Below are 26,903 nucleotides of genomic sequence, written 5' to 3' on the forward strand. Positions count from 1 at the left end.
ACGGGGATTAGCGAGACAGTCTGAGACCCCGGAGGCAAAGATGAGGAGGCTTATGCTTAGCCCCACGGAAAGCGAAGTGTATTCCTGCTACGGGTAATCGCAACAAACTTTACGAAAACAGACTTCATTAAAAACAACCCTTTTTCATCTCCTCTTTCAGGCTATCTTCTTTGGTTGGCCACTTCTATTTTTGATACCTTTTAAAAAATAATTCTATTCCCTTCTTCTTTTGGGATCTGGTGTAATGAAAATAGAAAAGTGTTTAACGATTGATAGGTTTATTTCTCTCCATTTTTGTGAAAAATTTCATTTGATAGGAGGTTCAGCGTTGCGAAAAAACTTAACCGTTTCAATATTAACATTATCAAGCATCGTTTGTTTATTATGGATAATCGGCTTAGGATGGGTTCTAGTTGATTATACTAATCAGCCAGCTGAAAAGCCCCAAACAACAAATACCGAGAATCAGAAAGAAATAGAAGCTGATGGCGTCCACCTTTTAGCTTTAGGTGATTCTCTCACGCGAGGGACAGGTGATGATACCGGAAAAGGATATATTGGTTATCTAAAGGAAGCCTTAGCTGAAAAGACCGAAGAAGAAATCAAGATTACCAACTATGGAATAAAAGGATTAACGACAGATAAATTAGCCGAGCAATTAACAGGTCAGGAAATACAAAGACAAACAGCAAATGCTGACCTTCTCTTTATAACGATAGGAGGGAATGATCTTTTTCAAGGTGGCCAATCCCTTACTGAGATTGAAGAAGATTCCATAAGCAAATTAATGGAAGCCTATTCTAAACAATTGCAGACGGTACTAACAACTATTCGCTCCATTAATGCAGATGCACCCATCTATTTAATGGGCTTATACAATCCTTTTAATGATCTAGACAATCGTGCATTAACTTCTCAAGTAGTTCGCACTTGGAATAATACCACAGCGGAGATATGTGCTAATTATGCCCAAACCATTTTTGTCCCAACCTATGATATTTTCCAGCAGAATGTTCAGCAATATTTATATTCTGACCATTTTCATCCAAATAAAAAGGGCTATCAGCTAATGGCTGAACGTGTGGCATCCCTTATCTCCTGGGAGGTAAATGACAATGAGTGACATTACACTATCTGTTCAGCATTTAACGAAAAGAATTGGAAAAAGAGATATTATTAAAAACATTAGCTTTGAATTAAAAAGTGGAGAAGTCTTCGGCTTTCTTGGACCAAACGGGGCTGGAAAGACAACTACAATTCGCATGCTAGTTGGATTAATCAAACCAACATCTGGTCAAATATTCATTTGTGGATACGAGGTTAAAAAAGATTTTTCAAAGGCAATGGAGCGCTTAGGCTGCATTGTAGAAAATCCAGAGTTGTATCCGTATTTAACTGGCTGGGAAAACCTGCAATATTTTGCTCGGATGTTAACAAATACAGACGATAAACGAATAACAGAAGTTGTTGAATTAATTGGGTTAACTGATCGTATTCACGACAAAGTAAAAACTTATTCCCTCGGGATGCGCCAACGTCTTGGAATTGGTCAAGCACTATTAAGCCGGCCGAAAGTATTAATACTAGATGAGCCAACTAATGGATTAGATCCTTCTGGTATAAGAGAAATGCGGCAATTTATTCGGTTTCTTGCGAAGGAAGAAGGGCTAAGTGTATTAGTATCCAGCCATTTATTAAGTGAGATTCAACTTTTATGTGATCGTGTATCCATTATTTTAGACGGAAAAATCATCCATACTGAATCAGTACATACTTTACTAACCCAAAACGAGAAGTTAATTTGGCGATTTACCCCTGTAGAAAAAGGGCTAGAAATCTTGAAAAAGCTTGCTCCTTCTGTCACAGTACGAGAGGATGTTGTGATTACTCCATACATCGAAGAAGAAGTTTCTCAGTGGAGTAGATTATTGATAGAAGCTAATGTAGATATTAAAGAAATGAATCGACAAATTCCATCTCTTGAGCATCTATTCTTAGAGCTCACAGGAGGTGACTCCGTCGGTGAATAAACTTATTTATAATGAAATGCTAAAACTCGTTAAAAGTAAGCGATTATTAGTTGTAACGATAATCATCGGAATCATGATAACAATGTTTACGTATGCACAGCATCGCGAAATGGAAAACGTCAAAAAAAGAATTGGAGATACGGATTGGCGTGTCACTCTACAACAATCTATCGTTGATATGCAAAACCGAATTGGTTCAAGTGGGATTTCCGAAGAATTCCGCTCCCAATTAAAGGTTCGAATTGATCAAAGTCAATATTATCTTGATAACAACATTAACCCACAAGAGCCAGGTGCTCCAACCTTTTTGCGCGTGTTTTTAGATAATTCGATTCAGTTGCTTCTTCCTTTAATGGTCATGATTATTTCAGCTGATATGGTTTCTTCTGAAAAAAGTCTTGGCACCATTAAGCTGTTACTGACAAGACCAGTAAGGCGTTGGAAAATCCTGTTAAGTAAATATATCACGCTCCTTTTATCTGTTTCCTTTATCTTATTTATTTTTGGGTTATTTTCGTACCTTATTTCCGGGCTATTCTTTGGATATGCGGGTTGGACAGCCCCCATATTAACTGGGTTTACAGTGCAGGCTGGTGAATTAAATACAGCCAATGTCCATTTAATCCCTCAATGGCAATACATTCTTATGATTTTTGGGCTCGGTTGGTTTGTATCGGTAGTAGTAGGTACCCTTTCCTTTATGTTCTCCGTCCTTATTAAAAGTACAGCAGCGGGAATGGGGGCCATGCTTGCATTCTTGATTTCTGGTTCCATCATTAGTTCGATTGCATCTTCTTGGGAGGCAGCAAAGTACTTTTTCATGGTAAACTTGCGTCTAACAGATTATCTCCAAGGAAATATTCCTCCCATTGAAGGAATGTCCCTTCCCTTCTCCCTTATTGTACTGTCTATTTGGGGTGTAGCTGGGATTATTATCTCTTTCCTTGTATTTACGAAGAAAGATGTTTATTAAAAAAGACTGTTTTCTAAAGTATTTGTTATTTAATCAAAAAGATGGATGAGTTGGAAAAATGGAGCAGCCGGAATACACGAAGACGCCACGGGGATTAGCGAGACAGTCTGAGACCCCGGAGGCGAAGTGTATTCTGGCTGCGGGTTATCGCAAACAAACTTTGCGAAAAAATCCTTAAAAAAAGACCTTTTCGGTCTTTTTTTAAGGATTTGCTTCTTCTACTACTAGCGAGATAAATTTATCATCTTGTGTTCTATGGTTAATAGTAACGATAACGTTTTTTTCCTTTCCATCCTCTTTCACTACAAATTGAAAGGAATCTTGTTCCTCTTGTGCTGATATTTTTTTTCGTCCTAAATATTTATAGTCTGTTACAGACTCTTCTGGATAATCTGCTTTTACAACAGCAATTGCGATGGAGCCGAATTTTTTATAATCCAGTTCCTGTACAGCTACATTATGGGACGGAAACATAAATGCCATAATTAATACCGTCACGCTAACAATAAGAATGGATAAAGATCTAGTTTTCATAAATACCTCCAATATTTTTTTCTTATTATTAGTCCCCTAACATTTTTTTATGTACCGCATCTATTTTTTTTGCTTCCTCTATCAGTGTTCTTGGAATGGCCTTATTTCTTGCCCATTCATTTGAAAAATTAATTAAGGAAGGATCGCGCTCGTCTACCAATGGACATATTTCGATTGTAAAAGCTGGCAAATGATAGGTAGTAATAAACCAATCTGTAAATCCACCCCCAATTGCATCTTTGTTAGGTGTCCCCAGCTTGTATCCTGTTTCTTTTGCGAGAACTTCTGCAATCATTTGGTCTCTTTCCTCATTAACACCGTTATTATATTGCCAAAAAATCTCTTGCCCAGACGAATGATAAGCTACAGCAATTGTTGGTTTAATTTTTTCTGTTAACTTTACAATCGCTTGTACTTCTGCTGCCTCAAATGGTGCCTTACCTTTATAATTTTTATAGGAAGGCTCTTTTTTTGAATCCTTTAAATACTCCCATCCAGCCGGATACTGTCGATTAAGGTCCACTCCTAGTCCGTTACTTTTCCAGCGCGTAAAATCATCTATACCACCATTCATCTTCTTAATTTTTCTTTTAGAAAAAAACGGGAATTTATTAATTTTCCCTTGTTGAATCGTGACTCCATCCGGATTAATCATCGGTACAATCCAAATGGAATAGGAACCGAGAAAGTTGTCTCCATTTTTCATTGTTGCTGCAATATCTTCTGTCATTTTCATTGTTAACAAAGAAGTTATCCATTCTCTTCCATGATGGGCACCAGAAAGAAGAACGCTTTTTTCTCCTGTACCTATTTGAACCGCGTAAATCTTCCGCCCAAATTCTGATTTTCCAATCGTATGCACCTGTAACTGCTTTTTATATTTACTCTTCAAAATCCAAACATCTTCTTGAAAATCTTCGTATGTATACTCTTTATTCACATCAATAACTGAATCTGCACGATATTCCTTTGGATAGATAGAAAGTAGCAATACGATGATTGTCATAATAATAAGTCGCCGTTTCATAATAACCCCTTTTTTGTTTATATTGTGAATGTGGAACATTCCTTATTCATATTACAGTCAATTTCTTCTCCCTTTTTTTACACGAAATTATACAGGTAAAAATAGAAAATCCTTTTAAATCAATATAGCCAACTTTTAGTGAGTAACATTCTTCTCTTTCGTCATATAATATAATCATCTCCTTCCCACAAAAGGAGGCATTAAAATGAATAAATCAGATTATGATCGAGCCCTATATTATACACATCGATCAGAGTGGGATAATCTTCTTATACTAATGGTAAGAACCCATGATAACTTTCTCTCAAAAAAAATCGAACAATTTCTACACGCCTACAACTTTGAACATGATTATTCTGTCATAGAAAAACATTTATATTCATTATTACGCTACATCGATCACGCCAACGATTTAGTAGAAGATGAATGGATTCACACAACCACAATGTAATCTATAGAATTCCACCAAAAAAACCACGGCTTTTCGGCCGTGGTTTCAGTTTGTAGACAAAAAGATTTTTAAAAAGTTAAATGGAATTTTTATGCGTTGCTTGGAGTGGAAGGGGTGAGACTCCAGTGGGATTAGCGAGGTGGGCACTGAAAAACTGGCTAGTTAATGATGATGGGCAATAGCCACTTTTTAAACATAAGATGATGGATTTGTTTTCCGAGGCGTCCGCTCGCTTTCCATGGGGCGAGCGCCAAGCCTCCTCGTCACTACGTTCCTGCGGGGTCTCGGACTTTCTCGCAGCTCCCATAGGAGTCGAGCGGACGCCTCTCCAAACCAACCTTATTTTCACTTTCAAATATGCTTGCTCTTCATTTCGCACGAAAAAAAGACTTTTTCAGTGGTCTCATTAGCGAGACAGCTGAGACCCTGCAGGCCAAAGGCAGACCGCGGCTCAGCGCGAGCCCCACGGAAAGCGAACCCCTGGAGCGGAAAGTAACCTCCCTATTCAAAGGGACTAATAAATATGCTATATACAAACCTCTAAGTTTTAGAATCGAAGCCTTAAATATGACTCATTTTCATACCCCTTACTTTTTATATTCAATTCGATAAACGTCAAATCTTCTATCCTTTAATTGGCGGACAGTTCCTCTTTGGCGTTGTCTCCTTAATATTTCTAAGTCTACATCCCCGATCATGACCATTTCGATATTAGGGTTGGTTTCGCCAACAATTCCATCTCGTGCAAATTCAAAATCGGATGGTGCAAAGATTGCAGATTGTGCATATTGGATATCCATGTTTTCTGTTTGCGGCAAATTGCCGACAGTTCCAGCAATAACCGTATAAATTTGATTTTCAACTGCTCTTGCTTGTGCACAATAGCGTACTCGTAAATATCCTTGACGATCCTCTGTACAAAATGGGGTAAAAATAATTTTCGCTCCCATATCTGTTGCAATCCGAGCAAGCTCTGGAAATTCAATATCATAGCAAATTTGAATCGCGATTTTTCCGCAATCTGTATCAAAAACCCTAATCGCATCTCCTCGTCTTATTCCCCACCATTTCCGTTCATTAGGAGTTATATGTAATTTATATTGTTTTTCAATCGTTCCATCTCGTCTAAAAAGGTAAGCAATATTATAAATTTCTTCATCATCTTCCTTCACAAAATGGGAACCTCCGATGATGTTAATATTATAACGAATCGCTAAATTCGTAAAAAGTTCAATATATTGCTCGGTATATTCTGTTACCTTTCTAATGGCCGTACTTGGAACACGTTCATCCATAAATGACATTAATTGAGAAGTAAGCAGTTCTGGAAACACAACAAAATCTGATTCTGCATTAGAGGCCACATCTGTATAATACTCCACTTGGTTGGCAAAATCTTCAAAGCTATATATTTGCCTCATCATATATTGAACGACACAAATCCGCACCGGATAGCTGCTTTTGAAAAAACGTTTGGATTTTGGCATATATTCGACATTATTCCATTCCATAATCGTTGCATAACTTTTCGATTGTGCATCGTCTGGCAAATAGTTGGGATTAATTCGCATTAGCGTAAATCCATTTAATAATTGAAAAGACAAGACCGGATCGTATATTTTATGATGCAGAACTTCCTGCACATATTCTCTTGCCGTCATTTGATCTTCATACTTATAGTAATTTGGAATTCTACCGCCAATGATAATACTTTGTAAATTTAAACGTCGTACCAACTCTTTTCTAGCTTCATAAAGACGATGACCTATTTTCATTCTCCGATAAGCTGGATCTACCATTACTTCTATTCCATAAAGATTATAGCCATCTGGATTATGGTTTGTTATATATCCACCATCTGTCACTTCATCCCATGTATGGCGGGCATCATATTCATCAAAGTTAATGATCAAGCTAGAACAGGAACCGATTATTTCTCCATCATACTCTGCCACAAATTGTCCTTCCTGAAAGATATCAATATGGCTCTTTAATTGATCATTTTTCCAAGGATCCATGCCTGGAAAGCACTCTGCTTGCAGCTTCATAATCTTATCAATATCCTGATAATCAGTGTTTCGGATAATTAATTTCTTTTCAAATCTTGATAAATCCAATTTTGGCATACTATTTGACTCCCTTATAAATGTCTCTTCTTTAAAGAAATTTTACTTTCTATTTACTATTTCTACATTTCCCCATTTTTTTCAGATATAATCTATCTCCTTTAATGAAATCTAGTTTGTTTACATCAATTCCGAATACCTTTATACTTTTTCTATAGTGAAAATACCTTTATTAATTTTATAGTGAATAAACGACTGTAAAGGAGACTCGTATGAAAGAAAAAACAAAGCAAAAGGATTCCCGAGAAAACATCTTATATTTAGCATGGATTGCTGCTGTCCTTAGCATGTTCGGCAGTCTCTATTTTTCAGAAATCAGAGAGTTTGTTCCTTGTACTTTATGCTGGTATCAGCGGATATTAATGTACCCGTTTGTAATTATTTTAGGGATTGCGGTGATACGAAAGGATTATAAAATCACCTTTTACACCATGATTCTTTCTGGTATTGGTGCATGTATTTCCATTTATCACTATTCGCTCCAAAAGTTAGCTAGCATCTTTGAAGCAGCTGCTGCATGTGGACCGGTTGCTTGTACAGGCGAATACATAAATTGGTTAGGGTTTATAACCATCCCCTTTATGGCACTCATTGGCTTTATCATTATTTTTTCTTGCAGCCTTATCATTTGGAAAAAAACAAAGGAGATGAATGAATGAAAAAAGTAATATTTTTCTTAGTCTTTATTATTATTTTATTTGCAGGGGTAGCCTTTTTATCTAATATGCAAAAAGAAAAAGCTGTAGAAGGCAATATGTATAAAAAAGATAATTTAAAACCTGAAACAATTGAATTATTAGATGATCCAAATTACCAGAATATTATTCTTCCTAGTGAACTAGAGGAAAAATTAAAAACGGAAGAAGATGTTACCGTCTACTTCTTTAGCTCAGATTGTATGTACTGCAAACAGACTACACCAGAACTAATGCCACTTGCTGAAGAATTAAATGTATCCATCGATCAATATAACTTATGGGAATTTGAAGAAGGCTGGGATAAATACAATATTGAATCCACGCCAACAATTGTTCAGTACAAAAATGGAGAAGAAGTAAGTCGAATCAATGGCTACAGAGAGCCTGCTGTATTTAAACAATGGTTAGAGGAATATAGTGTTACTAAATAAAGCAATAAGCCACCGCAGTTTCTGATAACAGCGGTGGCTTATTTTTCAATTAATTAGGAACCTAGGCAACTAAGAATAAATTATAGTAAATACTGATTATTCGCCTCTGCATACATACTAAAATTTGCTTGATTGTACGAATTTCCATTAACATCAATTTTAAAATTTGCTAAATCAAATGGGAAGAAAATATCTAAGTCCTCTAATATTTGTACATTTCTTTCGAATAAATGCTTATATTTACATTTATTCTCTGGATCCTCCAGTATATTCACAAGGGTTTGCAAACTTGCAATAACTTGATAAGATGTTTTTAACGTACTTAATAACTGTGCTTTTTCAGGAGTGATAGCAAGAACCTTCAATCGCTCGAACTTATTAATTTCCTTGTCTGAAAAATAGAAAGGAAATATCTTTGAATAAAAGGTCTGAACCAGTTCATTAATTCTTTCCTCTTGTGTTGGTGTTGATGCAAAAACAACTTTCATGAAATGAAACACCCTCTTTATTTCTTTATAAATTTACACTACACAAAGTAATAACCCTAGTCTAACATATCCCTCAAAACCATTTCTGTGGTAATTAAAACCATGATATGATAACTAAGTTAGATTTAAGACACTTTTATAATTATGACACAAAAAGATAAAGGAGATTTATATATGCTATTTGAAAGAAAAGGAGACTGGCTACTGCTTAAAATCCCTTTCCAATGGGAAGGTTTATCAATCGAGGCATTATTTTCACAAATTTTATTAGCTTCAAAAAAACAAATCCACTTATCTAAAATGGGGAAAAAAGTACAGGTAAATAACCAAAATGTTCCTTGGAATACGTTGCTTAAGCAGGAAGATATTTTAAAAATTAAGCTCTTTCAGCAGGAGCCAAATGACATTATTCCGACCTATATGGATCTCTCCATTCTTTATGAGGATGACTTTCTTCTCGTTGTTAATAAGCCAGATGGGATAGATACACATCCTCATTCTCCCGAAGATGCTTCTGCTTTATTAAATGGTGTTGCCTATCATTTGTTAATGAATGGAGAAGAACGACAATTAAAGCATATTCACCGATTGGATCGAGATACAACTGGCTGTATTCTTTTTGCCAAACACGATTTGGTCGCTAATATGCTTGATTATATGTTGAGGGAAAGAAAAATCAAGAGGACATATATCGCACTTGTACAAGGATTCCTATCGCAGAAAAAAGGAACCATTAATAAGCCTATTGGGAAGGACAGATATCACAGTAGCCGCCGAAGAATTTCAGAAACGGGACAAAATGCAATCACGCATTTCAAACGAATGAATCGATTGCCTAATCAAGGATTAACGCTTATATCTTGCACATTAGACACAGGTAGAACCCATCAGATTAGAGTTCATTTGAGCTCCATTCATCATCCGCTTGCTGGCGATACACTTTACGGTGGCCAACCAATTTTTCATCGCCAAGCATTGCATGCCGTAAAAATTCAATTCATCCACCCTATTTCTGGGGAAGAAATTACCGTCTTTGCCCCTCCAATGGACAGCCCACCTATTTTCCCTGATGACGACTGGGAAGAGTTGTTGAAATAGTTTTTCAAAAAAAAAAGGAAATGGCTTAAAAAAGCTCATTTCCCTTTTTTATTATCCATTATGTTGTTTTACGCATCCCACGCATAATCAGGCTTAAAATAAATACTAGGACAACAGCTCCAATAATACTTGGAATTAGAGCAAAATCAGCAATCGATGGACCCCAATCACCAAGAATTAATGAACCTAACCATGCACCAACAAAACCAGCAATGATATTTCCAATCACTCCGCCAGGAATATCTTTACCTACAATTAAGCCTGCTAACCATCCTATAATACCACCTATAATTAATGACCATAAAAATCCCATATTTAACACTCCTTTTTATTATAGTGTTTTATTTTTTTCATGAGACAGGGAAGAATTCATGCTGCAGCTTTATTATCCCGTACGGTTATCTTCTCTATCTGCTTGTACTTATATTTACCACCCTGTGCTGCTTTTAAACCTAACAAAAGATTCATTGTTTCATGAATATTCATACAAATGGTTCCGAACAAAAAAGATCTACACCTATTCATTATAGGGTAGATCTTTTTTTGTCCCGTTTTACAGGTACACTAATTTAAATTAAAATAGCAATTCATCTGGATTACTACCAAGTCTTTCATTCATATTTAATTGATCTATTTGATCCATTTCCACTAAGCTTAGTTGAAAATCAAATATCTCTGCATTTTCCTTGATTCTTTCAGGATGAATGGATTTAGGAATAATAATATGTCCATTTTGTAGATGCCAGCGCAAAATAACTTGAACTGGGGTTTTCCCATGCTTTTTGGCAATATAATTAAGGGTAGGTTCATTTACTAACCGACCTTTCGCAATCGGGGACCATGCTTCCACTCTGATATCTTTTTTCTTGCAATATTCTCTTAAATTTTCTTGAGAAAGTCGTGGATGTAGCTCAATCTGATTAACAGTTGGTTTTTCATTTGCATTTGCAAGTAAATGGTCTAAATGGTGCTCATGAAAATTACTTACACCAATCGCCCTAACTGCTCCTTCTTCATACAATCTCTCAAGCGCTTTCCATGTTTCAACATACTTATCTTTTCCTGGCCAATGTATCAAATACAAATCAAGATAATCTAATTCAAGCTTCTTTAAACTTGTCTCAAATGCCTTTAGTGTCGAATCATATCCTTGATCCTCATTCCAAACTTTTGTGGTGATAAAGAGGGAATCCCTAGAGACAACGCTTTCTTTTATTGCTCTTCCGACTCCTTCTTCATTTCTGTAAATAGCAGCAGTATCAATAGCACGATAACCTAGTTCCAAAGCAGTTTGCACGGTATGAAAAACCGTATCTCCCTCTTCTACTTTAAAGACTCCGATACCCAATTGTGGTTTCTCTACTCCATTATGTAGCCTTACTTTTTGTTCGATGCTATAGACCAAACAAAACACCCCCAAAATCAGAATTATCCATATAATAACACTTATTTGAATGCTTCTCTATAAATATGATTGCACTATAAAGTGAAACTTCTATATACTGTCGCTAACAATAAGCGACTACTTCCTAATATATTTTTATTTTAAGATAAATAGAACGATTTTCTCCCACCATTTCCACGGGATAATGCGTTTAACAAGGATAGTACTTTTCGTTCCTTTTCCAACTACATAACGCATTTTGGGCTGTTTTTTTTGAGCAATAGCAACTACTTTTCTAGCTAGCTCCCTTGGATCTCCATCCTTATTCCTATTTTTTTGTAAATATGTATCTAACTGATTCATGTAAGTAAAATATGGTGATGTCGCCAAGGTGGATTTCTCCGTAACTTTTTTCCCTGTTGTCCAAATATTTGTTTGAAAAGAACCAGGTTCGATGAGGATAACAGGAATTGAAAAAGGTGCTAATTCTAATCTTAAGGACTCACTCCATCCCTCTAATGCAAATTTAGAGGATACATAAGGGGACATGCCAGGAAATCCGATTTCTCCACTTATGCTGCTCATATTAATAATCATTCCTTGACCTTGTTTTCTCATAAACGGTAGAACAGCTTGTGTTACACGAATTGTCCCAAAAAAGTTTGTGTCCATTTGCAATTGATATTCTTGGATGGGTATTTCCTCTGAAAAACCAGCTCCAGCATAACCAGCATTATTTATTAACAAATCTACTCGTCCAAATTCCTGTAAATATAATGTTAAGTTTTCAACTGATTTGTCGGAAGTAATATCCAAAATAATAATTTCAATATTGGACATTACCCCCATTTTAGTTGCGATGTCGATTAATGGTTTGCTTTTATTTCTATCTCTCATTGATGCTATAACTGTATAATTTGCTTTTGCAAACTCTAGTGCCATCCATTTACCAAACCCACTGTTTGCACCTGTTATTAGGACTACTTTCTTCTCCACTGTTTCACCTTTTCCTTCATATATATGGCATTAATTATTCGTCAATCCTTTAAACATTCCACTTACTTATATTCACTACTTAACATGGACATCATATAGATGGATTGGTAGTTATCGTTTAATTTTATTGCTTCGCGCTGTAATCCTTCTATCTTAAAGCCTTCTGATTCATAAAGAGACTTTGCACGATTATTATGATCGACTACCTCTATCCATAACCGATTTGCTTTCCTTTCGGTAAAAGCCCATTTTTTTATTAACTGAAGCATTTTTCTTCCATATCCCTTCCCTTTCTCGGAAAAGGCAATTCTTTTTATTTCGATGCTATTACTTTCATCTTCCAGTCCATTAATTAAGACATAACCAACTGGTTTTTCCGATGCTTTGTCTAGAACAATCAAATGTAAGAGATTAGAATCAGTTGATATCGCTTTTTTATGTTCCTGTAATGACCATTGTAATATATAAGGACTATTTGTGGGATCATTTTCAGTACTTATCACATAGGCGAGATCCTTCTCTAGGGTTTTTCGTATCAAAATAGTATCATCCATTAACAATTTTCTTCCTCCTTACTTGGACATTATGTTATTACTATATTCTGAAACAATAAATTGGACACTTTATGGGCAGAGAAGCAGATTGTTACGATTTTATCTCTGTAAATAGACGATAATTATTAAATTAGTGCGAACTTTGTAAAAATGTAATGTTATTTTCTTAAAATTTTGTAAACCAAATATTAAGATTTTGTAAATTTCTTTATAAAATACTAGGATATTCGACAACTTTCCTATACAATATGTAAGGCTTAGTCATATTTTGTTATATATTAATGGAGGTAACCGCAATGGTTTTTAAAAAACAAGATAAGTTTGCTGTTATGTTAAAAAATATCGCTTCAAATTTAAAAGAAGGAGCAGATTTTTTTGCTGACTATAAATTAACAAACGTTAGCGATTTAAAAACTTTTTCTGAAACAATGAAGGAAATTGAAACAAAAGGTGATACATATGTTCATGAAGTTATCACAGAATTAAATAAAGCATTTATTACTCCCATTGAAAGAGAAGACATTCTAGCTCTTACAATGAGCATGGATGATGTATTAGATGGCCTTGAGCATACGGCAGCACTATTTGAAATGTACAACATCATTAGCGCTGACGAATACATGCTTCGTTTTGTGGAAGAAATTAAGAATTGTGCAGTTGAAATCGACAAAGCAGTGGATCTGCTTACAACCAAAAAATTACCTAAAATTAGAGAATATGCGATTAGAATTAAAGACCATGAATCTAAATGTGATGGCATTTTACGTCAATCCATTAAAAACCTATTCTCTGTAGAAAAAGATCCTATTCGCATTATCCAATATAAAGAAGTGTATGAAAATCTTGAGGATATTGCTGACTACTGTCAAAGTGTTGCAAACACACTTGAGAGTATTATTATGAAGAACGCGTAAGGAGTCTTTTTCCAATGAATACACTATTAATACTTACTATATTAATCGTTGTCTTTGCATTAGCATTTGATTTTATCAATGGCTTCCATGATACAGCCAACTCAATTGCAACTGCAGTGTCAACAAAAGCCTTAAAACCGAAACATGCGATTATTATGGCAGCATGTATGAACTTTATAGGTGCGATGACATTTACAGGTGTTGCAAAGACGATTACAAAAGGAATAGTTAATCCTTTTGATTTAACAAATGGATCACTAGTTATCCTTGCCGCATTAATCGCTGCTATTATCTGGAACTTAGTTACATGGTATTATGGGATACCAAGTAGTTCTTCCCATGCCATTATTGGATCAATCGCTGGAGCTGCTATTGCATCTTCCGGATTTGCTTCCCTTAATTACACTGGATTTATTAAGATTATTCAGGCATTGATTCTTTCACCAATCATCGCCTTTATCGTTGGATATATTGTTTATTCGATCTTTAAATTTTTCTTTAGAGATTTAAACTTAACAAAAACAAATAGACGCTTCCGCTATTTTCAAATATTCACGGCAGCATTGCAGTCTTATACTCATGGTACAAATGATGCCCAAAAAGCAATGGGGATTATCACAATGGCTTTATTAGCTAATAATTATGTTACAACAGATGAAGTTCCGTTTTGGGTACAGTTTGCCTGTGCCGCTGCAATGGGTCTAGGAACATCTGTTGGTGGATGGAGAATTATTAAAACAGTAGGTGGAAACATCATGAAAATTCGCCCAGTAAATGGAGTTGCAGCTGACCTAACAGGCGCAATGATTATTTTTGGGTCAACTTTAATCCACTTACCAGTTAGTACAACTCATGTTATTTCTTCTTCAATCCTAGGTGTTGGTTCATCACACCGATTAAAAGGGGTTAAATGGGGAACAGCACAAAGAATGCTGATTACATGGGTAATTACATTACCAATTTCAGCTAGCATAGCTGCAATTTGTTATTATATCTTGCACTTCTTTTTTTAAGTAATTTTTTTGTATAAATATCATTATAAAGGTTAGTGCTATTTACCCGCGGCCTCACCGCTTTCCGTGGGGCGAGCGGTGAGACTGCTCAGTATCTCTAATAACTTATTATTATTAAATAATCTAGTCATACAAAAAAATCTTTACCAAATTGGGTAAAGATTTTTTTGTATTTAAAGCGAAAGCAATCTTTCTGTAACCTTTCTTATAAGCAATGGCAAGGTTTGGAATGTGTATGGCTTATATACCCTTTCTGTCCATTTATGCCCACCTTTTCCATAGACACCAATATTTAAAGCAGGGATATTTAAATTACTCATTTTTTCAAGATCTATTGGAAATAACGTATGCATTCCTGGAAAATTTGCTTTTACTGTTTCAATCTCTGCTTGATCTCCATTAAATGCTAAAAAGCTTCCGTCACATAAATAAGGGAAATATCCTCTTAATGGAAATTCTTCCTTATATTCCTCTTCCGATTCGTGTAATACTTCTTTAAGTGCTTCTTTTAAAGAAACAGATTTTTCATCCTCTTGTAACGTATTAGATGGTAAAAATGGTGTAGCAAAAAAGAGAATAACGCGAGGCTTCTTTTCCGGATCTAATTGCTGTAAGGATTCCACTAATGCAAAAGCTTTTAGACGATCATCTAAATCCTCAGGTAAGCTAACTAGTAAAGATTCCAACAGCTTTTCTGGTTCCTCTCCACTCTTTTTTAAATAGTCCATGTATTCTTGAAGAGTTATCACATCTGTTTTCCAATTAACCGAGCGTTCTGGCAGCTGATTCGCTTTCCGAAATGCCAAATAGTTCTCAGCTAATTCGCTTTCTATTCTTGCGCATGCTGCTTCGGCAATTTTTTTTAAGACGACTAAAACTTCACTTGGTGTTTTTTTATAAATAAAATAATTAAAATACATTCTGGTACTAAGAGGCGTTTGCACATTATAGCTTTGCTTATTTTCTTTCATGAATAAACAACTAGGTGGCAGCACTAATTCATTATCCAGCTTTTCGGCTAGCGAAAAATTCTGATTAATGTTTCGATTAATCTCTGAAGCGATTAACGTTGGGTCAATACCAAGTAAGCTTTCACCAACATGCGCCTCTCTTCCTAGGATCGAAAAACACGGCAATAACTTACCTGCTCCGCCACAATATACATATTTTGCTTTATCCCCATTATATAAAGGAGAAATAAAATCATTATTAATAGCCGCTACATAGCTTAATCCTCTTTCTTGCTGAAGACGAACAAGTTCATCTAACGCGCCTCTTATGCCAATATGTTGATTCTCCTCATCGACATTGAATAAAACTAGAATATTGCCATCTAGCTTTTCTCTATTGTTCATATAATAGAGAAGATTCACGAGATGAATACTTATTCCACTTTGCATATCAAGAGAACCTCTACCAAACATCCACTCTCCACTCTGTGCATCTTCTCGAGTCTCTTCGTCCCCTTCGTACCCTTGGAAAAACTCCGCTAATTTATCGGGATTATGTGCAATATCTTTTAGCTTTCCATAATCTTCTATTCCTACTGTATCTACATGCGCATGGTAAATGACCGTTTCTTTTTTATCTGTATTTCTTTGCAAATATGCCCATACATTGAACCGTTTATCACCATCCAATTCCTGTTTCCAAACATGATTTGGATGTGTTTGAAAATAAGGAAAAGAGCTAATTATTTCAAATAAATAGTTAGCCTTATTTACTTCCCCAGCAGTTCCATTATAGCTTTCGATTTGAATAAGTTGTTTCGTTAACAATTCAACTTGCTGTTCCGTCCTTAAAGATGATAATTGATTATACATGCTTTCATCCCCTGATTTTTCTTATTAAATTTAAGTTTATTGCTATTCTACCTATCTGACAACTTATTTTTCTGTTTTTTCAAATAATTATTTAAGTTATTTGATGATTCTTATTAAGTTAACTTCGCTCTTCCTCCACTGAGAGTTAGTTACACTTATTGGACCATTAGGCAAGATTCGCACCACCTTAGCTTCCTCGATTTTCCGCAGCTTGAGCTTGGGATCTTACCACCCGTTAAGAGTGGGATAAAATTTTCCTTTTTTCCCCTCTATGAATCTCTTCTATTTTTATTGTTTAACACATAGGTATAAGTACAATGGACAAGGTAAAGTTAGGATGATGTTTATTGATAGAAAAAATCGCTGCTACATTTGTCGGGAGCTTACTAATAGGTATTGGAGTTAATGGATTTTTAGTACCTCATCATCTTTTAGATGGAGGGATTATTGGAATTGGGCTTATTCTTCATTATCACTATGGAATTCCAACAGGTCTTTCGATGATTCTTTTAAGTATTCCTTTGTATATACTCGTTTGGTTTTACAACAAAGAATATTTTATTTATGGTATTTTTGGATTTCTTATTTCTTCCTTTTCCATTGATATTCTTTCTTTTTTAAGGAATTTATTTTCATTGAACGTTGTATTAAGTGCGATTTTAGGGGGAGTTGTTATTGGAGTAGGTATTGGTCTCATGCTTCGTTTTGAGACAAGCACTGGTGGGACTGATCTTCTTGCCCAAGTTCTCTCAAACATTCTATCGATTCAGGTAGGAGTCATTATTTTTCTAATAGATGGGATTGTTTTATTGAGTGGCTATAAAATTGTTGGGTTTTCTACTTTTATTGCATCGTTTATAACCATCTTCTGTGTAGCAATTTTTACAACTTTATTATCGAAAAAAAGAATTTCCGTCTAGTAATTAAAAGGAGAAGCATCTCTTGCCTCTCCTTTTAATTACTAGACTTGCATTTTAATTCCAATCATTTTAGGATTTTTGAGTATTTTTATAATAAACGACCTGAAAGCCATTATCCTTTCGTTCATGAACAATTAGTTCTCCCAAACTAATATCATCTTCTATTACCATGATGGAGTATGTTTGCTTATTTTCTAGAGCTTCCTCACTACTTGAATTGCATGGATGAGCGGAAAAACAAGTGTAAGCGTGCTTCCCTTTCCATATTCTGATTCAACCATCACTTTCCCATCATACGCATTCATTATTTCTTGAACAATGGAAAGCCCTAGTCCTGTGCCACCAATCTTTCTCCTATCCGTATTATCTACTCGATAAAACTTAGTAAATAATTTATCCATTGCCGTTTCTGGTATTCCTAGACCTTCATCTTTAAAAGCTACACGTAGTTGATCAAGCTCTTTATATATGTTAATCTCAATTTTTCCTCCATTTGGAGAATACTTAATAGCATTACTTAAAAGATTAGCCATCACCTGTTCCATTTTTGCTTTATCACCAATAACCATCGTTTCCTCTACCAATTGGTTAATTTGGATAATATGAGAGGGAGTATTAATAGATAAATTATCCTTTACTCTTTCCAATATTGGCAAAAGATCAATATTTTTCTTTTCATAGGTTTGTTTCCCTGCTTCCATCCTCTGTATGTCTAGGAAATCATTTATTAAGGATGTCAGTCTTTTCGCTTCTCCATATATCGTCTGTAAATATTTCTTCTGCTTTTCCACTTTTAATTCTCGATTAATCATTAATTCGGTAAATCCAAGAATACTTGCTAGCGGTGTCCGTAACTCATGGCTTACAGTGCTTACGAACTCAGACTTCATTCTATCGACTTCATATTCCTTCGTTATATCTCTATAAACTAGGATTGTCCCAAATTTGACGTCTCCTCTATAAAGTTCCTCTGCATAAATGTTAATAACTCGCCCATCTTTCATGAAAGCACTATAAGACTTGTTCTGTTTTTCCTGAATCGATGCTTCGATGTACTGCAGTAACCCTTCCTCATCTTTAAAGTGAGCTGTTAATTGATGCTTCCATTCATCCCATCCACAGCCTGAATAAAATATCGTTTCTTTCGATTCTCCGACTATTTCTTCAAATTTATCATTTACGAGAATTATTTCACCTATTCCACACACTACCTGAATACCCTCTTGAAGAGTATTCAATATATCGTGATTTAATACACGATCATTTTCTGTTTGCTCAAATAATTCAATTTTATCTAATGAAATACTAATTTGTTTTGCCAGCGCAATAAATTCTTCCTTATCAAATACGGAGAAAGGATCACTAAAACGACTCAGCATCATGACTGCTGTAATTTCATCATCCGAATTATAGACAGGAATATACAAATCATGCGTATATCCTTTTTCGAGGTGATAGCCTTTTTCGGATAATACCATTTCTCTTGTGATAATAAACGGATCTTTCTCTTTTTTTAGTCGATCAAGCATCCCTTTAAATACATGATTTTTAAATTGCTCCGCTCCTTCATCCACGATTCCGTAGGAGGCATAAGCTCTATCCTTCAGTAATAGTATAATTCCTCTGTCAGCCTTTAGGATTGCTGCTAGATGGATAATCATACTTTCTAACACTTCATTCTTATATAAAGAGTTAGAGATACTATTAATTAATTCATTTCTTCTTCTTAATGACTCCTTATTTTCCTGAACAGTATTCAATACTTCTTCTAACTCCGTTTGCTGAGCGTGCAGCTCATCCTGCTGGGCTAATAATTCTTCATTCTGTGCCATTAAATCCTGTTCTTTATCCTGTACACTTTGATACATTTGATAAAATGCAACAGAAAGTGTTCCTAGCTCATCTGCTCGTTTTGAATCTACTTTTATTTGCGCATCAATTCCTTTCGCGATTTCATTAGCAGCATGCGATAAATCCGCTAAAGGTTTGCCAATTTTTTTGATACTTGCTCGACCAATCAGATAAATAGCCGTCATAATCAAAATAATATAGACAAGAAAACTTACTTGTAAAAGTGTAATATTTTTATTTAGTTCCGCTATCTTACTATTTAGCTCATTACTCATCAATTCTATATAACTACTTATTGAGCCTTTTATATAGCTAATTCGGTCAGCGCCACCATTATCAGAAATTTTTATAACTTTTTCCGTTTCTCCTTCTTCAAAGTAGAGTAATGCTTGTGGTAAAATTTCTTTGAAATAATAGGAATGGAAACTGGTTAATTCTTCTGCTAATAACAGCTCTTCATCTGTTGTAGCGATGGTTTTAAATCGCCCTATAAGTTCATTTGTCTCAGCATCCATTTTTAAAGCAGAGGATCTCATTTCTGAATTATGAAAAGCAAAGTATCCTCTTGCATCCAATAAAGCAGTTTCTAGTTTATCTTGTTATGTTTGAACGATTGCTGTTTTTTCTAGAATCTTTGCCCTTTTCTCCGCATACTGGTCATTTAATACCTTTTGACCAATTGCAAGAAAGAAGCAGCCAATTAAAAATAGTAAACTGAAAAAGCACATTAAAGCAACAAACTGCCTTGATATGCTTTTACTAAAATAAGCTTTAATTTTCATCCAATTATTTCTCCTACTTTGTCTAATAAAGCAAGTGGACTAAATGGTTTTGCCATGAAATAATCTGCCCCAGCTTCAATAATCTCTTGCTGTTCGTTCGCTTGGCTTTTAGCAGACAACATCATTATTTTTTGATGTTTCTTTTCTTCATCTGCTCTTACCTTTTCAATCACTTCTAATCCAGTCATAACAGGCATCATGTAATCTACTATCAATAAATCGTATAGACTAGATTGAATTAATTGTAATGCCTCTTCTCCATCTTGTGCTTCATCTACAACATATTCATCTTCTAATGTATCAACAATTAACATTCTTAAAACTTCTTCATCTTCTGCTAGTAAAATTCTTTTCAAATCTGTTCCTCCTATTTTATCCTCATAATTAACCGTGTAATTCTTGCCTGTAATTCGGTAATACTAAAAGGCTTCGTCACATAATCATCTGCGCCAAGTCGTAATGCTTCTGCTATATCTTGCTTACTTTTTCTTCCAGTCAACATGAGAATATGAGCGTTATGCTCTTCAGAGGTCTCTTTCACCTTTTTTAATACTTCTAATCCGTCCATAACAGGCATAATACCATCCAATATAAGAAAATGCATGCCTTCTTCTTTTAATCGATTCGATTCAAGGAACTGTAGTCCATCTTCATATTCCTTTATAGCGATTGTAAGATGACTTATTTCAATCGACTTTAATATATTCATTAAAATCGATCGAATCAATGAATCATCTTCCACAATAGAAACATTAAGTAATTTTTTATTTGGAGCATCAATCATTTGATTCGCACTTTCTACACGAGCCCGTCCATTTTCCTTTGCTAAAAAAAGTGCTTCATCCGCAATTTCAAGCGCCTTTTTCAACGGGATATCCGTTGTTTTTATTTCATATATTCCCGCAGAGAAAGTTAAAGAAAATCTATTTCCATCTGCTTTTAAAACCATCTCTGAAAAACGGTTTAACAAACCATTTAATACAATCATAATCTCTGATTCCGTAGCGCGTTGAAAAAGAATAACAAATTCCTCTCCACCATAGCGAAAAAGAGTATCCGTATTTCTAATATTTTGCTTAATAAACTGAGCAAACACTGTTAATATTTTATCTCCCATTACATGTCCATATGTATCATTCACCTTTTTAAAGTGATCAATATCCAATATGGCAATAGTTCCTGACGTTTTTGTTCTAGAAGTCTCACTAATAAAACGATTATAGGAATCCTGTAAAAATTTTCGATTGTATACTTGTGTCAATTCATCGATTATGACCGACTGATCAAAAATACGCTTTCTTTCCAAATGCCTTTCAATTCGAATCAAAAATTCTTCCATATCAAGTGGCTTTGAAATGAAATCATCGGCTCCCATTTTATAAGCTGCTATTCTCTTCTGACGAGAATTATCAATACTGCACATGATTTTTGGTACAAAGGAATGCTTTGTATGTTTTTGAATAGCTTCGAGTACCTCAAAACCTGATTTTTTTGGTAGATTAATATCAATAATAATACAATCTGGATTCATGGAGTAAAATTGTTCAATCGCATGATCTTCTTGAGAATTAGCAATGACCATCCAACCCTTGCTTTCTAACTTCTCTTTTAAAAAGATTAACAACGAAATATCATCGTCAATTAACTGGATAAGCGGAATATCAATATCTCTATAATCTGGGATTTTATTTAGATCTTGATGAAAATGTTCATATTCTTCACATACATCCATTAGCCCACCAAGAAAATGCTTTAGTTGCGGTTGGGACCAATCTTCTTTTCTCTGCTCCACGTGTTCCATTAAATCTGACACTAGCTGAAACAATAGATCGAGATCTAAAGTACCAGAAGTTCCTTTTATTGTGTGCAACAATTGATATACTTCTTCATTTCTAATAACCTGTGAATTATTTAGTAAGTTTCTCAATTGTTCTGTCATTCTTGTAATAAATATTGCCTTGTATTTATCCATATCATATCCTACCCTCTTTGCAAAAGAGTTTCTCCTATTATTTAATAAATGAAGAACTTCCCTTTATTTATTAAATATAGTTCCAATAAAAAACAGACCAAAAATGGCCTGATTAATCATTTTCATGTCTACTATTATATAGAATGAATTTTCATCTAGATAGAACAATATCTAGTTGGATTCATTTTCTACATATAACTATTTTTGCATATCTTTGTTTTTCTGATTGCAACTTTCCATTGCCGCTAAAATGGTTCCTCTAAAGTGATTTTGTTCTAGCGTCGTGATCGCTTCAATTGTTGCTCCACCCGGTGTGCATACTTCATCTTTCAAAATTCCAGGATGCTTTCCTGTTTCTAAAACCATCTGCGCTGCTCCCAAAACAGCTTGAGCAGCCAATTTATAAGCTTTATCTCTCGGAATTCCGCTTCGAACGCCGCCATCTGCCAATGCTTCAATAAACATATATACATATGCTGGAGAAGATCCACTAATGGCTGGAATATAATCCATTAAGCTTTCATCCACCATTTCCACTTGTCCAAATGACGCAAACAAGTCTTTTATAAAAGCTATCTCATTCTCGTTTACCTTGTCATTTGCACAAAAAACAGTCATTCCTTCCCCTACAAGGGAAGGTGTATTTGGCATGGAACGAATAACTTTTATCTCTTTAGACATCTTAGACTCTATGTATGCTAGATCTATTCCTGCAGCAATCGTTACAAGGATTGTTTCCTTCTTCACATAAGAGCTTACTTCTTGTATGACTTCTCCATATAAATGCGGCTTTACTGCAATAATAAGAACATCAGCGAAGCCTGCTACTTGCTTATTATCTAACGTTGTTTCTATTTGAAAAGTTTCCATAATCATTTGTGCACTTTCCATTGACTTCGTACTTGCGAAAATATCTTCTCTTTGCATAAAAGATGATTGAAGCATTCCATTTACCATCGCTTGGGCCATTTTTCCACACCCAATAAAACCAACTTTTCTTTTTTCCACTCTGATCTTCCTCTCTCGTTTGTCCTTCTACTCTTACATAGTACGAGAAGAAAATCAACCAATCCATCTAACCACTAGCTAAATAGTATAGTTAACACATTATCTTCGGACCGTTTCTACTTTGATAGCCCTGCTTAAGCTGATCTATTCTAATTGCTTCTATCATACATAAACTCCCTTTATCTGAATGGAATGATAATAAATAGATACCATATTCGATGAGTGAAACAAGAATGATTTCCATTTCCATTCCATCCAACCTCAACATACTATCATCACAATTCGACACCTTCTCTCTCACCATTTCTAAAACGAATAGAATTCCTTTGGACGCATTTTCTATACTAAAATCCATTGCCTCTTTTATTAGTAAAAGATTTTCTTCGGTTACGTATATTTGCTCCTTCACTTTAAGCCTCCCTCATTCATTTGAAATTCTATCCTTATCACGAAATCATCATTTAAGCTTTATATAATCTGGAAGAAAAATCTCGTCTGGTGTTTTTGAAAAAATACTAGATATCTGTACTGCTTGATCATAAGATAAACCTCGTTTGCCATTTTCGATTTGCCAATAATAAGACTTCGTAATTCCTAGCTTATCAGCCATCATTTGATAGGTATAGCCATATTGCTTTCTTATGATACGCAGTTTATTCCGATGCATTTTTTACACCTCATCTTCCCAATTATCATTTTTTTCCTTATTAAAATTATACGTAAACAAGTGGTTTACATCAATATAAAATTCCGAATTTGTTAACAAAAATTCATTATTTACTGTTAGCTAAATGTTAACTTATAATAGAGGTATCGAAATTAGGAGCTGGTTTAGATGAATTTTCCAGAAAGATTGAGACATTTACGGAAGTCTGCTAACATTTCTCAACAAACACTTGGGGATGCAATGAATGTAACCAAGGTATCAATCTCGGGCTACGAAACAGGAAATCGAAAACCTGATACAGACACCTTACAAAAACTTGCGGATTATTTTGATGTAAGCACGGATTATCTACTTGGCCGATCAGAAACAAAGGAAACAAGAGCTACCTATCATAGTAAAGCGACGGATAATAACATTTCTTTCGAAGAATCAAAACTGCTTTCGCAATTGCAAAAATACCCAACTCTGTATACCCATCTCATTAAAGACCCGGAAAGAACAGTTCCACAGCTATATAGACTCTGGAATTTTATAGAAGAAGAAAAGCAAAACAAATAGGAGTTTATTAACTTAACAAAACCCTTATAAGAGCGTATAATATATATAATTCTTATAAGAAAGGTTGGTTTTATGACTGATCTGGTGAAAACAATTCCTCTACCATTAGTTCGTACTAATCAATGGGTTATTTTTCTGTCTGTTTTACTTAGTTTAGTTTTGCAGCAATACTGGATTATGCTTATTCCACTTATTGCAGGAATCTGTGGATTATTATTTCAATGGAATCCCATTATGAAAGTAGCAAGTTTGTTTCTTAAAAAGCCAAAGAAGGAATACCATCAAGAGGACTGGGATCAGCAACAGTTTAACCAAATAATTGCCATTTTTTGCTTAACAATTGGTTCCCTTTCCTTTTTCCTTAACTGGACTGTCCTTGGTTACATCTTTTCGATCATGGTTGGGATTGCTTCCATTGTTGCAATACTTGGATTTTGTATTGGCTGCTTCATCCGTTTCCAATGGAAAAAATATCAATATAATCGAAGCTTATAATACAATAGAAGAAAGGGATTCAGTCTTAATCACTTGAATCCCTTGTTTGTTTATAAAGAAAACGTCCATTAGTCAGGGTCTTTCTACCCGTTAAGAGTGGATAAACTTCTCTCTTTTATTTGTTTTTCGATTATTTCTTTCCATACATTTAAAGAAAGTTCTTTAGACTTCTCTTCTCCATATTTTCTAACATTAACAGTATGTTGTTTCATTTCTTTATCACCTAGTACAAGTAAATATGGAATCTTTTGCATTTGTCCTGCGCGGATTTTATACCCTAATTTTTCGTTGCTGTCATCTATCTTCACCCTTACCCCTACTTCTTTTAAAGCTGATTGGACGTTTAAGCAATAATCTAGGTGAACACTTGAAACAGGAACAATTTGAACTTGTGTTGGAGCAAGCCAAACAGGGAAGGCACCTGCAAAATGTTCAATTAATATTCCAAAGAATCGATCAATCGAGCCATATATAGCACGGTGAATAACGACCGGACATACTTTTTCATTATTTTCATTTATATATGCTAAGTTAAATAGCTTTGGCATTTGAAAATCGAGCTGAATAGTTGCACATTGATGACTTCTTTTTAAAGCATCCTTTATATGAAAGTCAATTTTCGGACCGTAAAAGGCTCCGTCTCCTTCATTAAGAATATAATCAATTTCTAAATTCTCTAGAACATTTCTTAATGCACCTTCTGCCAATTCCCAGATGTCATCGCCTTCCAACGAATCTTCTGGTCTAGTAGAGAGCTCTACAGTGTATTCAAATCCAAAAGTACGATAAACGTTATCGATTAATCGAAAAATGCTTTTTATTTCTGCTTCTATTTGGTCTTCTCTCACAAATAGATGGGCATCATCCTGACAGAATGTCCTTACACGAAGCATTCCGTTTAGTGCACCACTATATTCATGACGATGAACCTGGCCAAATTCAGCTAGGCGAATTGGCAAATCTCGATAAGAGTAGAGACTATTTTTGAAAATAAGCATATGTCCCGGGCAATTCATCGGTTTTAACGCAAATTTTTGCTCATCTACTTCTGAAAAATACATATTTTCATGATAATGATCCCAATGCCCTGATTGTTTCCACATTCGTTCATTCATCATCAATGGAGTTCTTACTTCTTCATAATTCGCCTCACCCTGAAGTTCTCTTGAAAATTGCTCTAATTCATTACGAATGATTTGTCCTTTTGGTAAATAAAACGGCATGCCAGGAGCCTCTTCCGAGAACATAAAAAGCTCCAATTGCTTGCCTAATTTACGATGATCCCGTTTGCCTGCTTCTTCTATCATTTCCACGTATTCTGCTAATTCTTGCTGACTCGAAAAAGCAACTCCATATACTCTTTGTAATACCTCGTTCTTACTATCACCTCGCCAGTAAGCACCAGATACACGCATTAATTTAAATGCTTTAATAAAACCTGTAGAGGGAACATGAGTCCCACGACATAAATCAATAAACTCTCCTTGTTGATAGAGGGAAATCGATTCATTCTTTGGTATTGCATCTAATAGCTCTAGTTTAAATTTCTCTTCTTTCACTTGAAAAAGTTGTAGTGCTTCCTCGTACGAAACTTCTTTTCGAACAAAAGGAAGATTTTCCTTGATGATTTTTTTCATCTCCTTTTCAATGGCTGCCAACTCATTGGCAGTTAAGCTATGGTCAAGCTTCATATCATAATAAAAACCATCCTCTACAACTGGTCCGATTGCTAATTGTACATTCGGATACAACCTTTGTATCGCTTGTGCCATTACATGGGCGCTGGAATGACGCATAATAGATACCCCTTCTTCGGAGTCTATTGTTAAAATAGACAAATGCACATCTTCCTCTATTCGATGACTCATATCCACGATCCATTCGTCATTTATCTTTGCACCAACTGCTTTCTTCTGCAAACTTACACTAATAGACGCAGCAACTTCTGCAACTGTACTTCCTTTTGGATATTCCTTCTTACTTCCATCTGCTAATACTACCTGAATCATTTTTTACACTCCTTTTTTTATTTTATGGGTTAAAAAAAACACTCATCCCTAAAGAAAGGGACGAGTGTTTTTTACCCGTGGTTCCACCCAAATTCCCATGA

General features: G+C 35.0%; 30 protein-coding genes and 1 other annotated feature (1 of these 31 running past the window's edge). Of the genes, 12 read left to right on the top strand and 18 right to left on the bottom strand.

The features are described from left to right. The first annotated feature begins 328 nt into the window (after positions 1-328). The 3 genes from NST60_RS05335 to NST60_RS05345 are packed head-to-tail and all read left to right on the top strand — an operon-like array spanning position 329 to position 3,003. Positions 329-1,123, top strand: coding sequence for an SGNH/GDSL hydrolase family protein (locus NST60_RS05335; RefSeq protein WP_016201900.1), 795 nt, complete (start codon positions 329-331; stop codon positions 1,121-1,123). Beyond that, positions 1,116-2,030: an ABC transporter ATP-binding protein gene (locus tag NST60_RS05340; RefSeq protein WP_254416283.1), complete on the top strand. Its 915-nt coding sequence runs from the start codon at positions 1,116-1,118 to the stop codon at positions 2,028-2,030. The genes NST60_RS05335 and NST60_RS05340 overlap by 8 nt, the downstream gene beginning before the upstream one ends. Next, positions 2,023-3,003, top strand: a complete 981-nt coding sequence (locus NST60_RS05345; RefSeq protein ID WP_101730383.1) for an ABC transporter permease — start codon at positions 2,023-2,025, stop codon at positions 3,001-3,003. The genes NST60_RS05340 and NST60_RS05345 overlap by 8 nt, the downstream gene beginning before the upstream one ends. A 201-nt stretch (positions 3,004-3,204) precedes the next feature. Here NST60_RS05345 and NST60_RS05350 read toward each other — a convergent pair whose 3' ends face one another. Both NST60_RS05350 and NST60_RS05355 read right to left on the bottom strand, forming a co-directional pair. Next, positions 3,205-3,537 carry a DUF3889 domain-containing protein gene (locus NST60_RS05350; RefSeq protein WP_016201897.1) on the bottom strand — a complete coding sequence of 111 codons (333 nt, stop codon included), beginning with the start codon at positions 3,535-3,537 and terminating at the stop codon, positions 3,205-3,207. A gap of 28 nt (positions 3,538-3,565) precedes the next feature. Then, a complete protein-coding gene (locus NST60_RS05355; RefSeq protein ID WP_169188059.1) occupies positions 3,566-4,564 on the bottom strand; it encodes a M14 family zinc carboxypeptidase in 999 nt (332 codons plus the stop codon). A gap of 205 nt (positions 4,565-4,769) precedes the next feature. Between NST60_RS05355 and NST60_RS05360 the strand changes: the two genes are divergently transcribed. Continuing rightward, the gene (locus NST60_RS05360) at positions 4,770-5,015 is read left to right on the top strand and encodes a YhdB family protein (protein ID WP_101730386.1); all 246 of its coding nucleotides are present in this window, start codon (positions 4,770-4,772) and stop codon (positions 5,013-5,015) included. A 587-nt stretch (positions 5,016-5,602) separates the two neighbouring features. Here NST60_RS05360 and NST60_RS05365 read toward each other — a convergent pair. Further along, on the bottom strand, positions 5,603-7,141 hold the full coding sequence (locus NST60_RS05365; RefSeq protein ID WP_101730387.1) for a bifunctional GNAT family N-acetyltransferase/carbon-nitrogen hydrolase family protein: 1,539 nt from the start codon (positions 7,139-7,141) through the stop codon (positions 5,603-5,605). Positions 7,142-7,353: 212 nt separating this feature from the next. On the opposite strand from NST60_RS05365, the gene NST60_RS05370 reads away from it, so the two are divergent. Continuing rightward, positions 7,354-7,800, top strand: a complete 447-nt coding sequence (locus NST60_RS05370) for a disulfide oxidoreductase (RefSeq protein ID WP_101730388.1) — start codon at positions 7,354-7,356, stop codon at positions 7,798-7,800. Continuing rightward, positions 7,797-8,270: a thioredoxin family protein gene (locus tag NST60_RS05375; protein WP_016201892.1), complete on the top strand. Its 474-nt coding sequence runs from the start codon at positions 7,797-7,799 to the stop codon at positions 8,268-8,270. Before NST60_RS05370 ends, NST60_RS05375 begins: the two co-directional genes overlap by 4 nt. A gap of 80 nt (positions 8,271-8,350) precedes the next feature. On the opposite strand, the gene NST60_RS05380 is transcribed toward NST60_RS05375, so the two are convergent. Further along, entirely contained in the window at positions 8,351-8,758 is a 408-nt protein-coding gene (locus tag NST60_RS05380) for a DUF5365 family protein (RefSeq protein ID WP_016201891.1), read from the bottom strand. Positions 8,759-8,932: 174 nt separating this feature from the next. On the opposite strand from NST60_RS05380, the gene NST60_RS05385 reads away from it, so the two are divergent. Next, positions 8,933-9,856: an RluA family pseudouridine synthase gene (locus tag NST60_RS05385; RefSeq protein ID WP_341098314.1), complete on the top strand. Its 924-nt coding sequence runs from the start codon at positions 8,933-8,935 to the stop codon at positions 9,854-9,856. 58 nt (positions 9,857-9,914) lie between these two features. Here the strand turns inward: NST60_RS05385 and NST60_RS05390 are convergent, their stop codons facing one another. The 5 genes from NST60_RS05390 to NST60_RS05410 form a co-directional block, all read right to left on the bottom strand. Continuing rightward, positions 9,915-10,169 (bottom strand): GlsB/YeaQ/YmgE family stress response membrane protein, encoded by a 255-nt coding sequence (locus tag NST60_RS05390; protein WP_016201889.1) that lies wholly within the window; start codon positions 10,167-10,169, stop codon positions 9,915-9,917. Positions 10,170-10,225: 56 nt separating this feature from the next. Further along, positions 10,226-10,360, bottom strand: coding sequence for a hypothetical protein (locus NST60_RS05395; RefSeq protein WP_263479830.1), 135 nt, complete (start codon positions 10,358-10,360; stop codon positions 10,226-10,228). Positions 10,361-10,430: 70 nt separating this feature from the next. Then, a complete protein-coding gene (locus NST60_RS05400) occupies positions 10,431-11,261 on the bottom strand; it encodes an aldo/keto reductase (RefSeq protein WP_016201888.1) in 831 nt (276 codons plus the stop codon). Between the two features lie 135 nt (positions 11,262-11,396). Further along, complete coding sequence (locus tag NST60_RS05405) at positions 11,397-12,236, bottom strand: SDR family oxidoreductase (RefSeq protein WP_016201887.1); 840 nt, start codon at positions 12,234-12,236, stop codon at positions 11,397-11,399. Between the two features lie 62 nt (positions 12,237-12,298). Continuing rightward, positions 12,299-12,790, bottom strand: a complete 492-nt coding sequence (locus NST60_RS05410; RefSeq protein WP_040342801.1) for a GNAT family N-acetyltransferase — start codon at positions 12,788-12,790, stop codon at positions 12,299-12,301. Between the two features lie 296 nt (positions 12,791-13,086). On the opposite strand from NST60_RS05410, the gene NST60_RS05415 reads away from it, so the two are divergent. Both NST60_RS05415 and NST60_RS05420 read left to right on the top strand, forming a co-directional pair. Beyond that, positions 13,087-13,704 (top strand): DUF47 domain-containing protein, encoded by a 618-nt coding sequence (locus NST60_RS05415; protein ID WP_016201885.1) that lies wholly within the window; start codon positions 13,087-13,089, stop codon positions 13,702-13,704. Positions 13,705-13,718: 14 nt separating this feature from the next. Continuing rightward, the gene (locus NST60_RS05420) at positions 13,719-14,717 is read left to right on the top strand and encodes an inorganic phosphate transporter (protein ID WP_016201884.1); all 999 of its coding nucleotides are present in this window, start codon (positions 13,719-13,721) and stop codon (positions 14,715-14,717) included. 173 nt (positions 14,718-14,890) lie between these two features. Here NST60_RS05420 and NST60_RS05425 read toward each other — a convergent pair whose 3' ends face one another. Next, positions 14,891-16,540, bottom strand: a complete 1,650-nt coding sequence (locus tag NST60_RS05425) for a M20/M25/M40 family metallo-hydrolase (protein ID WP_341098317.1) — start codon at positions 16,538-16,540, stop codon at positions 14,891-14,893. Between the two features lie 347 nt (positions 16,541-16,887). On the opposite strand from NST60_RS05425, the gene NST60_RS05430 reads away from it, so the two are divergent. After that, a complete protein-coding gene (locus tag NST60_RS05430) occupies positions 16,888-17,460 on the top strand; it encodes a YitT family protein (RefSeq protein ID WP_016201882.1) in 573 nt (190 codons plus the stop codon). Positions 17,461-17,654: 194 nt separating this feature from the next. On the opposite strand, the gene NST60_RS05435 is transcribed toward NST60_RS05430, so the two are convergent. The 7 genes from NST60_RS05435 to NST60_RS05465 all read right to left on the bottom strand — a co-directional run bounded on the left by NST60_RS05435 (position 17,655) and on the right by NST60_RS05465 (position 23,740). Continuing rightward, a complete protein-coding gene (locus NST60_RS05435) occupies positions 17,655-19,886 on the bottom strand; it encodes an ATP-binding protein (RefSeq protein ID WP_341098319.1) in 2,232 nt (743 codons plus the stop codon). Positions 19,887-19,910: 24 nt separating this feature from the next. Next, complete coding sequence (locus NST60_RS05440) at positions 19,911-20,093, bottom strand: hypothetical protein (protein ID WP_341098321.1); 183 nt, start codon at positions 20,091-20,093, stop codon at positions 19,911-19,913. Then, on the bottom strand, positions 20,090-20,449 hold the full coding sequence (locus tag NST60_RS05445; protein ID WP_016201880.1) for a response regulator transcription factor: 360 nt from the start codon (positions 20,447-20,449) through the stop codon (positions 20,090-20,092). The genes NST60_RS05440 and NST60_RS05445 overlap by 4 nt, the downstream gene beginning before the upstream one ends. Before the next feature lie 11 nt (positions 20,450-20,460). After that, the gene (locus tag NST60_RS05450; protein ID WP_341098323.1) at positions 20,461-22,065 is read right to left on the bottom strand and encodes a response regulator; all 1,605 of its coding nucleotides are present in this window, start codon (positions 22,063-22,065) and stop codon (positions 20,461-20,463) included. A gap of 198 nt (positions 22,066-22,263) precedes the next feature. Further along, positions 22,264-23,073 (bottom strand): pyrroline-5-carboxylate reductase, encoded by an 810-nt coding sequence (gene proC, locus NST60_RS05455; protein WP_016201878.1) that lies wholly within the window; start codon positions 23,071-23,073, stop codon positions 22,264-22,266. Positions 23,074-23,164: 91 nt separating this feature from the next. Next, positions 23,165-23,482, bottom strand: a complete 318-nt coding sequence (locus tag NST60_RS05460; protein ID WP_016201877.1) for a hypothetical protein — start codon at positions 23,480-23,482, stop codon at positions 23,165-23,167. A 48-nt stretch (positions 23,483-23,530) separates the two neighbouring features. Further along, on the bottom strand, positions 23,531-23,740 hold the full coding sequence (locus NST60_RS05465) for a helix-turn-helix transcriptional regulator (protein ID WP_016201876.1): 210 nt from the start codon (positions 23,738-23,740) through the stop codon (positions 23,531-23,533). 168 nt (positions 23,741-23,908) lie between these two features. Here NST60_RS05465 and NST60_RS05470 point away from each other — a divergent pair, with 168 nt between their 5' ends. Further along, on the top strand, positions 23,909-24,298 hold the full coding sequence (locus NST60_RS05470; RefSeq protein ID WP_016201875.1) for a helix-turn-helix domain-containing protein: 390 nt from the start codon (positions 23,909-23,911) through the stop codon (positions 24,296-24,298). Positions 24,299-24,370: 72 nt separating this feature from the next. Further along, a complete protein-coding gene (locus NST60_RS05475; RefSeq protein WP_169188054.1) occupies positions 24,371-24,793 on the top strand; it encodes a DUF4395 domain-containing protein in 423 nt (140 codons plus the stop codon). 83 nt (positions 24,794-24,876) lie between these two features. Here the strand turns inward: NST60_RS05475 and thrS are convergent, their stop codons facing one another. Then, on the bottom strand, positions 24,877-26,802 hold the full coding sequence (gene thrS, locus NST60_RS05480) for a threonine--tRNA ligase (protein WP_341098325.1): 1,926 nt from the start codon (positions 26,800-26,802) through the stop codon (positions 24,877-24,879). Between the two features lie 53 nt (positions 26,803-26,855). Then, positions 26,856-26,903, bottom strand: a binding site (T-box leader) (it continues 180 nt past the right edge of the window).

Source organism: Niallia sp. FSL W8-1348, assembly GCF_038006745.1.
Classification (GTDB): Bacteria; Bacillota; Bacilli; order Bacillales; family Cytobacillaceae; genus Niallia; species Niallia alba.

Bases quoted from the DNA above. Each gene is read 5' to 3' on its own strand.
- NST60_RS05340 (WP_254416283.1), top strand. From the start codon at position 1,116: ATGAGTGACATTACACTATCTGTTCAGCATTTAACGAAAAGAATTGGA.
- NST60_RS05350 (WP_016201897.1), bottom strand. From the start codon at position 3,537: ATGAAAACTAGATCTTTATCCATTCTTATTGTTAGCGTGACGGTATTA.
- NST60_RS05355 (WP_169188059.1), bottom strand. From the start codon at position 4,564: ATGAAACGGCGACTTATTATTATGACAATCATCGTATTGCTACTTTCT.
- NST60_RS05360 (WP_101730386.1), top strand. From the start codon at position 4,770: ATGAATAAATCAGATTATGATCGAGCCCTATATTATACACATCGATCA.
- NST60_RS05365 (WP_101730387.1), bottom strand. From the start codon at position 7,141: ATGCCAAAATTGGATTTATCAAGATTTGAAAAGAAATTAATTATCCGA.
- NST60_RS05370 (WP_101730388.1), top strand. From the start codon at position 7,354: ATGAAAGAAAAAACAAAGCAAAAGGATTCCCGAGAAAACATCTTATAT.
- NST60_RS05375 (WP_016201892.1), top strand. From the start codon at position 7,797: ATGAAAAAAGTAATATTTTTCTTAGTCTTTATTATTATTTTATTTGCA.
- NST60_RS05380 (WP_016201891.1), bottom strand. From the start codon at position 8,758: ATGAAAGTTGTTTTTGCATCAACACCAACACAAGAGGAAAGAATTAAT.
- NST60_RS05385 (WP_341098314.1), top strand. From the start codon at position 8,933: ATGCTATTTGAAAGAAAAGGAGACTGGCTACTGCTTAAAATCCCTTTC.
- NST60_RS05390 (WP_016201889.1), bottom strand. From the start codon at position 10,169: ATGGGATTTTTATGGTCATTAATTATAGGTGGTATTATAGGATGGTTA.
- NST60_RS05410 (WP_040342801.1), bottom strand. From the start codon at position 12,790: ATGGATGATACTATTTTGATACGAAAAACCCTAGAGAAGGATCTCGCC.
- NST60_RS05415 (WP_016201885.1), top strand. From the start codon at position 13,087: ATGGTTTTTAAAAAACAAGATAAGTTTGCTGTTATGTTAAAAAATATC.
- NST60_RS05420 (WP_016201884.1), top strand. From the start codon at position 13,719: ATGAATACACTATTAATACTTACTATATTAATCGTTGTCTTTGCATTA.
- NST60_RS05425 (WP_341098317.1), bottom strand. From the start codon at position 16,540: ATGTATAATCAATTATCATCTTTAAGGACGGAACAGCAAGTTGAATTG.
- NST60_RS05440 (WP_341098321.1), bottom strand. From the start codon at position 20,093: ATGAAAATTAAAGCTTATTTTAGTAAAAGCATATCAAGGCAGTTTGTT.
- NST60_RS05450 (WP_341098323.1), bottom strand. From the start codon at position 22,065: ATGGATAAATACAAGGCAATATTTATTACAAGAATGACAGAACAATTG.
- NST60_RS05465 (WP_016201876.1), bottom strand. From the start codon at position 23,740: ATGCATCGGAATAAACTGCGTATCATAAGAAAGCAATATGGCTATACC.
- NST60_RS05470 (WP_016201875.1), top strand. From the start codon at position 23,909: ATGAATTTTCCAGAAAGATTGAGACATTTACGGAAGTCTGCTAACATT.
- NST60_RS05475 (WP_169188054.1), top strand. From the start codon at position 24,371: ATGACTGATCTGGTGAAAACAATTCCTCTACCATTAGTTCGTACTAAT.
- thrS (WP_341098325.1), bottom strand. From the start codon at position 26,802: ATGATTCAGGTAGTATTAGCAGATGGAAGTAAGAAGGAATATCCAAAA.